This is a genomic window from Corynebacterium sp. NML180780 (assembly GCF_007786415.1).
GTDB lineage: Bacteria > Actinomycetota > Actinomycetes > Mycobacteriales > Mycobacteriaceae > Corynebacterium > Corynebacterium gottingense.
The window spans coordinates 1-7,600 of record NZ_VNKN01000024.1; the positions used below are offsets into that span (position 1 = coordinate 1).

Sequence of the window (7,600 nt, forward strand, 5' to 3'; positions counted from 1 at the left end):
CCACACCAGGCTGAAGTCGACGCTAGGCAACGGCTATGTCACCATCGCCGAACACCGCCAAGCACTTGGAGTCTAAACAACAACACACAAGCCCACGGGGGCACTCCAACAAAACATCCGCAGGCCCAACCTCCGCATCTTCGTCATCCGGTCCTCGTCAAACAGGCCGCACCTCGCCGCCAACCACGGCCAGAGCCAGGTACCTTCCACCCCGCACCAACGAAAAAGCTGCCCGGCCAACTCACTGAGTCGTCCGGGCAGCGTGCCAAAGTGGAGCTAACGGGATTCGAACCCGTGACCCCCACACTGCCAGTGTGGTGCGCTACCAACTGCGCCATAGCCCCGTAGGTGAATATGTAATTGTAGGAGTGGAGCTAACGGGATTCGAACCCGTGACCCCCACACTGCCAGTGTGGTGCGCTACCAACTGCGCCATAGCCCCAGTTTGGGATTGCATGGACCGGCAGCGACCGGCCCGAAGCACTTTGCTCAATATACACGCGCGCCCGCTGGCGAACCAAATCGCCTGCGGGCGCGAATTCGGGCAACTCCACCCAGCGGGACCGGGCGGGGTGCGCAAGGACTACTTGCTGTTCTTCAGGGTCTCCACCCAAGCGTCGCGGCCGCCCTCGATGTCCTTGCCGTCGACCATCACGCGCGGAGTCCAAGCGCCGCGCTGCTCGGGCGGGGCGTCCTTGGTGCGCTCCTCCTGCAGCTTAATGTTCGCGTCGGAGACCTCCTTCGCGGTGTCCATGTACTTGCCGTCGCGAATCTCCTGCACGGCATCCCCGGATGCGCCGTAGTCCTCGGCCAGCTTGGCCAAGTCTTCAGCCTCAAGCTTCTTGTACACGTCCTGCTGGTTCCCAAACAGGTAGTAGCGCAGGTTGAGCGCGGCGTTCGTGTCGTTGTGCGCGAACAGTGCCAGCTCCGCCGCCAGGGTGCGGGTGGAGTGATCCGGCGAGTACGCGTCGCCACGGCCGTCCAACGCCACCATTGGGCGCAGCTCAATCTGGATCTCGCCTGCCTTCAGCGCCTCGAGCGCCTGATCACCCGTCGCTTCCTCCAGCTCGGCACAGTGGGAGCAGGAGAAGTCTTCGAACAGGTCAGCCTCCGGAGCGTCCTCCGCGCCCTCGGCGGCGAGGTGGATCACGTCGGACCCTTCCTCCCAGGTAGAGGTGATACCGGTCGTGTCAATCATCTCCTCGGCAATCGCGTCCTTGCGGTCCTTCTTACCGTTGAAGACGATGATGCCAATCACAATCGCGGCGATCGCAATGACGGCGACGATGGCCCAAATGAAGCCGGCGCCACCCTTCGCGTTCGGGTTCTGGACCTTACGAGTGGTCAATGTAGGTTCTCCTCAATATCAGAAGCGGTTGTGGCCGGTCGGCGCTGCCACGCGGGTTTCGGTAGCGTCGATAAGCGCCGCTCTACCCCGCGGATTATACGGCACGACCTGGCCCTAGGGGTAGATGGCGAATTTCTTGAACGGGCGATAGATCATGAACAGCGTGATCGCGATGTAGATAACGTCGCGCCCCACGGTGGCCAGGAGGTTTGTCCCCTCGGTGCCCTCAGTGTTGGGGTCGAAGCAGCCGCAGTCAATGATCAGGCCGCGCTGCCACGCGGAGAGCATGCCGATAATAAACAGGCTCAGCACGCCGATGGAGACCCAGCCCGCGGGCCGCAGCTTGATCCCCAGGAGCAGGAGGAGCCCGCCCGCGAGTTCGAGGGGGCCGATGATGTGCGCGAGTAGGTAGGACCAGTCGCGTGTAAAAATCTCGTACGCGGCGATGGTTTGCGTCACGTCCAGCACGGCGCCGATTTTCGGGATCGCCGCCTTAATCCACACGTAGGCCATGAAAAATCGGGCCGCCGCCGAAAGCACGTCGAGCACGAGCGCGCGCGTGCTGCGCTTCGCCTCCACCTGCTTTTCGGGCGCGTCCGTTGCATCTATTGTCGTCACAACCAGCAGCGTAGCGCAGTGCTGCATACCCCGGGAAGCCTTCACTCCGATTAATGGTGTGATCTGTAACTCGCATATACTCGGCACCATGCCTACCTGGAAAGACATCACCACCGCGAATCCCGCCCACTCCGAAAATTATGCACAGCGATGGAAAGCATTCGTCGCCCAAGGCAAGGACATCGACGGCGAGGCCAGGCTTATCGACGCCACCGTGCCCCGCCACGCACGCATCCTCGACGCAGGCTGCGGCACCGGCCGCGTCGGCGGCTACCTCGCCCGGCGCGGACATGAGGTGATTGGCACCGACCTCGACCCGATCCTCATCGGCCACGCGAAGGAGGACTTCCCCGACGCAACTTGGCTGGTCGGCGACCTGTCCGAGGACGAGATCCCCGCCCACGACATCGACGTCGCCGTGTGCGCCGGCAACGTGATGGGCTTCCTTGACCCCGCCGGCCGAGCGCCGGCGCTGGAAAACATCTTCCGCGCCCTGCGCCCCGGTGGCCGCCTCTTCGTCGGCTTCGGCGCGGGCCGCGGCTGGAGCTTCGACGACTTCCTCACTACCGCCAAGGAAGCCGGCTTCGCGGTCCAGTACTGCTACGAGAGCTGGGACCTCCAGCCGTTCACCCAGGACTCGGCGTTCTTGGTTGCCCAGCTCGCGCGCCCAGCATCTGGACAGTAGCCCTGCACCATTACACAATTTTCTTCAATGTCTCGACGCATATACCTCTACGCAGACGAAACTGGAAACCTTGACTACAAAGGCTCCCCAAACCCGAAAGGCGGTGGCGCGTCAACGTATTTCGGCTTCGGGACAGCTACCTTCGATACGGCGCGTCACGGAGATGATCTCATCGAAGGCCTTCATCTCAGGGCGAGTCGCTCCAAGGAAGGCATATCTCTCGCAAGGGGTTTCCACGCTGTCGACGATTCCGCCAAGACTCGAAACGAAATGTTTTCACTTATCAAGAGCCAAGCGCCACGTTTCGACACGACTTTTTTATACAAAGCGAACGCATATCCATACGTCAAAGCCGACGGACCATTGCGACTCTACAAAATGGCGTGGTTTCTTCATCTTAAGAAAATCGCCCTACAGGTATCCCGGCCAGACGATGAGCTCTACGTCGTCGTCGCAGAATTTGGCACCAAACAGATACGGAAAGCTGCGTCCGAAGCGGTAGCAGAGGTCTGCGACCAGATCAGCAGAAACATCACACTTTGCGTATGGACTGCGCAATCCTCTTGGGGTCTCCAGGTGGCGGATTACGGTCTTTGGGCAGTTCAGCGTCATCTCGAGGGCAAGAAATGTACATGGTTCGAGCCTTGTATTAAACCAACGCTCTCCACGCTACTTACCCCCTGGGGCCGGCCTGAAAATCACTGAAACCGGCTATCCCGCCTGTGAAGGTGGGAAGTCCTCCCCTGGAGGACTTATCGCCGGTTTCACCCACAGCTTAGTCGCGCAGCTTCGACTACGGCAACCCCTGTGTAGCCCCTACTCCCCCAGCACGTCGGCGACAACGGCCTTCGCCGCCTCCTGCACCTGCTTGAGGTGCTCTTCGCCCTTGAAGGACTCCGCGTAGATCTTGTACTTGTCCTCGGTGCCCGACGGGCGGGCGGCAAACCAGGCGTTTTCCGTGGTCACTTTGAGCCCGCCGATGGCTGCGCCGTTGCCGGGGGCCTCGGTGAGCTTCGCGGTGATCGGCTCGCCGGCGAGCTCGGTCGCGCTGACTTGGTCCGGCGAGAGCGCCTTGAGGGTGGCTTTCTGCTCGCGGTTCGCGGGGGCGTCGATACGCGCGTATGCGGGCGCGCCGAATTGCTCGGCCAGCTCCGCGTAGCGCTGCGACGGGGTCTTGCCGGTCACGGCCGTAATCTCGGCGGCGAGCAGGTCCATGATCAGGCCGTCCTTGTCGGTGGACCAGACCGTGCCGTCTTTGCGCAGGAAGGAGGCGCCGGCGGACTCTTCGCCGCCGAAGCCGATCTGCCCGTCGATAAGCCCGGGCACGAACCACTTGAAGCCGACGGGGACCTCGACGAGCGTGCGGCCAAGCGACTCCACAACGCGGTCGATCATGGAGGATGACACGAGCGTCTTCCCCACTGCGGTGCCATCGGCCCAGCCGTCGCGGTGGCTGAACAGGTACTCGATCGCCACGGCCAGGTAGTGGTTCGGGTTCATCAGCCCGGCGTCTGGGGTAACAATGCCGTGGCGGTCCGCGTCCGCGTCGTTGCCGGTAGCGATGCCGTATTTATCGCGGTTGTGCACGAGCGACGCCATGGAGTTCGGGCTGGAGCAGTCCATGCGGATCTTGCCGTCGGTATCCAGCGTCATGAACCGCCAGGTGGCGTCCACGTTCGGGTTGACTACATGCATGTTCAGGCCGTGACGCTCGGCGATTGCGCCCCAGTAGTCCACCGACGCGCCGCCCATCGGGTCCGCGCCGATGCTCAGTCCGGAGCCGCGGATTGCGTCGATGTCCACCACATTCGGCAGATCGTCGACGTAGTTGCCCAGGAAGTCGAAGCGTTCGGCGCGGTCATCCAGCACGCCGGTGACGCTCGCGCGGCGCACGCCCTCCAGGTCGCGGGCCAAGTACTGGTTGGCACGCTCGGCGATCCAGTCCGTGGCGTCCGCACCAGCAGGGCCGCCGCTTGGCGGGTTGTACTTGAAGCCGCCGTCGCGTGGCGGGTTGTGCGAGGGCGTAATCACGATGCCATCCGCGCGCTGCGGGTCCGTGCCGGTCACGCCGCCGGTGAGCTTAGCATTGTGCGCCAGAATCGCGTGCGAGACTGCGGGGGTGGGGGTGTAGCGCCCTGCGGCGTCGACAAGCACTGGCACCTCGTTGGCAATGAGGACCTCGAGCGCGGTGACCATCGCTGGCTCGGAGAGCGCGTGAGTGTCGCGGCCGATGTAGACGGGGCCGCCGATGGAGTTGGCGCGGCGGTAATCCACGATGGCCTGCGTGGTGGCCAGGATGTGCGGCTCGTTGAACGCGTTGTCCAGCGCGGACCCGCGGTGCCCGGAGGTGCCGAAGCTCACCTGCTGGTCAGGATCCTCCGCGTCGATGTCGCGCGTGTAATAAGCCGTGACTAGCGCGGCGATGTCGATCAGGTCTCCGGGCTGGGCGAGTTGACCAGCGCGTTCGTGTGCCATGTGCGTGCTCCTTGTGTCTCCGTCAGGCGCGCCGCTTCTCGACGCCCCCTGCTCACCCCCATCTTCCATGCTCCAACCGATTTCTGCCAGGATTCGTATTTTGATCACTCGACAGGTTATTCTGACGTCCAAAGTTCCGTTCGCATTGCGCACGGCAGCGCGACTGCGGCGTGAGCCTATCCTCAATTCCTGCCCGAAACGTGGAGTTATGACCTCATCGTTGAATGACGTCCTCAGCGCGGTGTCCACCGTCGTCTGGGGGCCCTTCGTCCTCATGCCGCTGCTGCTCGGCACCGGCCTATACCTCACCATCCGGCTCGGCGGCATCCAGTTCCGCACGCTCGGGCGCGCCACGCGCCACGCGTTTATTGATACGAGCAGCGAGGGCGCCGGCGACATCTCCAACTACCAGGCACTCACCACGGCGCTCGCCGCGACCGTGGGCACGGGCAACATCGTTGGCGTCGCCACCGCGCTGTCCATCGGCGGTCCGGGGTCGCTGTTCTGGATCTGGGTGACCGGACTCGTCGGCATGGCCACCAAGTACAGCGAGGCATATCTGGGCGTTCGCTTCCGCACCACCGACAAGCACGGCAAACAGCAGGGCGGACCCCAGACCTATCTGCGCCGCGGGATTCCCGGTGGCCTGGGCAAAGTGCTCGCCGCGGCATTCATGCTGTTTACCATTTTCGCGTCGTTTGGCATCGGCAACCTGGCCCAGGGCAACTCGATTGCCGCCGGCATGGAGGACGCGTTCGGCGTCGACCCGGTCGTCTCCGGCATCCTCATCTTCCTCTGCGTGGGCGCCGCCGTCCTCGGCGGCATTGAGGGCATTGGCAAGATCACGGCCGCGTTCGTGCCGCTGATGATCGTCATTTACGTGGTTGGCGGTATCGCCGTGCTCATCACCATGGCCGACCAGATCCCGGCGGCGCTGAGCGCGATTTTCACCGGCGCGTTCTCCGGCTCCGCCGCCGCTGGCGGGTTCGTCGGCTCCGGGATCATGCTGGCCATCCAGTTCGGCGTGGCTCGCGGCATCTTTTCTAACGAGTCGGGCATGGGTTCCGCCGCCATCGCCGCCGCCGCCGCGAAGACGGAGCACCCCGTGCGCCAGGGGCTGGTGTCCATGACCCAGACGTTCATTGACACCATCATCGTTGTCACCATCACCGGCCTGGTCATCGTCACCTCCGGCACTTGGCAGATGGGGCGCGACGAGGCAGCGGTGATGACCGCGGCCGGCTTCGCCGAGGGGCTGCCCGGCCACTGGGGAGGGACGATCGTCTCGATCTCCCTCATCTTCTTCGCATTCTCCACCATCTTGGGCTGGTCCTACTACGGCGAGCGCTCCATCGTGGCGCTGTTTGGCCAGTGGATCAGCGTGCCCTACCGAATGTTCTTCACCGCGCTCTCGTTCGTCGGCGCGACCTCCGAGCTCGAACTCGCGTGGACCTTCTCCGACCTCGCCAACGGGCTCATGGCCATCCCGAACCTCATCGGCCTACTCATTCTCTCTGGGCTCGTCGCCCGCGAGACCCGCGAATACCTTAGGTTCGACCCCAAGCTTAAGAAGTCGCCTGACGACGTCGCCCGCTTCGTCCAACAGCAAGGCATGGATTGGCACTAGCCGCCTGCTACACTGGCGACATGCAGGGTCCACTCAAAGAAGCGCTCCTCGTCGGCCTCGGCGCCGCACTGGGGGCGCTTTTGCGCGCCGCCCTTGTCGCCGTCATCCCAGGCTCCGCTGCCCTTGCCACGCTGGGCATCAACGCCGCCGGATCTTTCGCCATGGGCTACTTCAAGCCCGGACCGTTCCTTGGCACCGGTGCCCTCGGCGGCTTCACCACCTTTTCCGCGATGACGGTCGCCGCAGCCACGTCCAGCGCGATCTGGGCTCTCGGCATCTTCGCGGTGAGTTTCATCGTCTGCGTCGGAGCATGGTTGCTTGCCGACGCCACGTCCCCCCACCCCTACCGCACACAGGCAAGGCCCTGAGCATGGCTTTGCTGATCTGGACCACGGTTGCCATCTTCGCCGGAGCCTTCGCCGGCGGCGCCTCCCGGTGGGCGCTAGCGCGTATCCCCGCTCCGCGCGTGGGGACGTGGGCCGCGAACATGATCGCCTGCTCAGTCCTCGGCTTCGTCTCCGGCCACGGAGGCTTGGTCGCGATGGCCATCGGCACCGGCTTCGCCGGCGCCTTGTCCACCTGGTCCACCCTGGCCAAGGAGCTCGGTCAGCTCATCCGTGATCGGAATTGGAGCGAGCTGGTGCGCTACGCCTTAGCGACGGCAGTGCTGAGCCTCGTCGCCGCCGGTTTCGGGCTCCGCTGGGGCGCTCTCGCATTCGGGTAGGACTGCGCCGTCCTCGACGTGACGCGGGGCCGTCGGGTTCCTAACTCCACGGCTGCTCGGTAGGGCGGTCGACCTTGCTATGGCGGGGTGGGTGGGGTTGTGTCTTGTACCCTGCTCGTCCTG

8 protein-coding genes and 2 tRNA genes are annotated in these 7,600 nt (G+C 63.9%); 5 read left to right on the forward strand and 5 right to left on the reverse strand.

Going from position 1 to position 7,600, the window contains the following annotated elements; all coding sequences use genetic code 11:
• Positions 1-271: 271 nt before the first annotated feature.
• The 4 genes from FPP74_RS12005 to FPP74_RS12020 form a co-directional block, all read right to left on the reverse strand.
• Positions 272-344, reverse strand: a tRNA-Ala gene (locus tag FPP74_RS12005).
• Between the two features lie 25 nt (positions 345-369).
• Positions 370-442: transfer RNA gene (locus FPP74_RS12010), tRNA-Ala, on the reverse strand.
• Positions 443-583: 141 nt separating this feature from the next.
• On the reverse strand, positions 584-1,348 hold the full coding sequence (locus FPP74_RS12015; protein WP_095275355.1) for a thioredoxin domain-containing protein: 765 nt from the start codon (positions 1,346-1,348) through the stop codon (positions 584-586).
• A gap of 114 nt (positions 1,349-1,462) precedes the next feature.
• Positions 1,463-1,966, reverse strand: a complete 504-nt coding sequence (locus FPP74_RS12020; RefSeq protein WP_255396027.1) for a MauE/DoxX family redox-associated membrane protein — start codon at positions 1,964-1,966, stop codon at positions 1,463-1,465.
• A gap of 88 nt (positions 1,967-2,054) precedes the next feature.
• On the opposite strand from FPP74_RS12020, the gene FPP74_RS12025 reads away from it, so the two are divergent.
• Both FPP74_RS12025 and FPP74_RS12030 read left to right on the forward strand, forming a co-directional pair.
• On the forward strand, positions 2,055-2,651 hold the full coding sequence (locus tag FPP74_RS12025; protein WP_095275353.1) for a bifunctional 2-polyprenyl-6-hydroxyphenol methylase/3-demethylubiquinol 3-O-methyltransferase UbiG: 597 nt from the start codon (positions 2,055-2,057) through the stop codon (positions 2,649-2,651).
• A 27-nt stretch (positions 2,652-2,678) separates the two neighbouring features.
• On the forward strand, positions 2,679-3,356 hold the full coding sequence (locus FPP74_RS12030) for a DUF3800 domain-containing protein (RefSeq protein ID WP_095275352.1): 678 nt from the start codon (positions 2,679-2,681) through the stop codon (positions 3,354-3,356).
• Between the two features lie 111 nt (positions 3,357-3,467).
• Here FPP74_RS12030 and pgm read toward each other — a convergent pair whose 3' ends face one another.
• Positions 3,468-5,126 carry a phosphoglucomutase (alpha-D-glucose-1,6-bisphosphate-dependent) gene (gene pgm / locus FPP74_RS12035; protein ID WP_144718825.1) on the reverse strand — a complete coding sequence of 553 codons (1,659 nt, stop codon included), beginning with the start codon at positions 5,124-5,126 and terminating at the stop codon, positions 3,468-3,470.
• A 208-nt stretch (positions 5,127-5,334) separates the two neighbouring features.
• On the opposite strand from pgm, the gene FPP74_RS12040 reads away from it, so the two are divergent.
• From FPP74_RS12040 to FPP74_RS12050, 3 genes are read left to right on the forward strand one after another with little or no spacing between them, the layout of a single operon-like run.
• On the forward strand, positions 5,335-6,753 hold the full coding sequence (locus FPP74_RS12040; RefSeq protein ID WP_144718828.1) for a sodium:alanine symporter family protein: 1,419 nt from the start codon (positions 5,335-5,337) through the stop codon (positions 6,751-6,753).
• 20 nt (positions 6,754-6,773) lie between these two features.
• Entirely contained in the window at positions 6,774-7,121 is a 348-nt protein-coding gene (locus FPP74_RS12045; protein WP_095547467.1) for a CrcB family protein, read from the forward strand.
• Between the two features lie 2 nt (positions 7,122-7,123).
• Positions 7,124-7,477 carry a CrcB family protein gene (locus tag FPP74_RS12050; protein WP_095547468.1) on the forward strand — a complete coding sequence of 118 codons (354 nt, stop codon included), beginning with the start codon at positions 7,124-7,126 and terminating at the stop codon, positions 7,475-7,477.
• Positions 7,478-7,600 lie beyond the last annotated feature (123 nt).

Coding starts and splice junctions, on each gene's coding strand:
- FPP74_RS12030 (WP_095275352.1), top strand. CDS start 2,679: ATGTCTCGACGCATATACCTCTACGCAGACGAAACTGGAAACCTTGAC.
- FPP74_RS12045 (WP_095547467.1), top strand. CDS start 6,774: ATGCAGGGTCCACTCAAAGAAGCGCTCCTCGTCGGCCTCGGCGCCGCA.
- FPP74_RS12025 (WP_095275353.1), top strand. CDS start 2,055: ATGCCTACCTGGAAAGACATCACCACCGCGAATCCCGCCCACTCCGAA.
- FPP74_RS12040 (WP_144718828.1), top strand. CDS start 5,335: ATGACCTCATCGTTGAATGACGTCCTCAGCGCGGTGTCCACCGTCGTC.
- FPP74_RS12050 (WP_095547468.1), top strand. CDS start 7,124: ATGGCTTTGCTGATCTGGACCACGGTTGCCATCTTCGCCGGAGCCTTC.
- pgm (WP_144718825.1), bottom strand. CDS start 5,126: ATGGCACACGAACGCGCTGGTCAACTCGCCCAGCCCGGAGACCTGATC.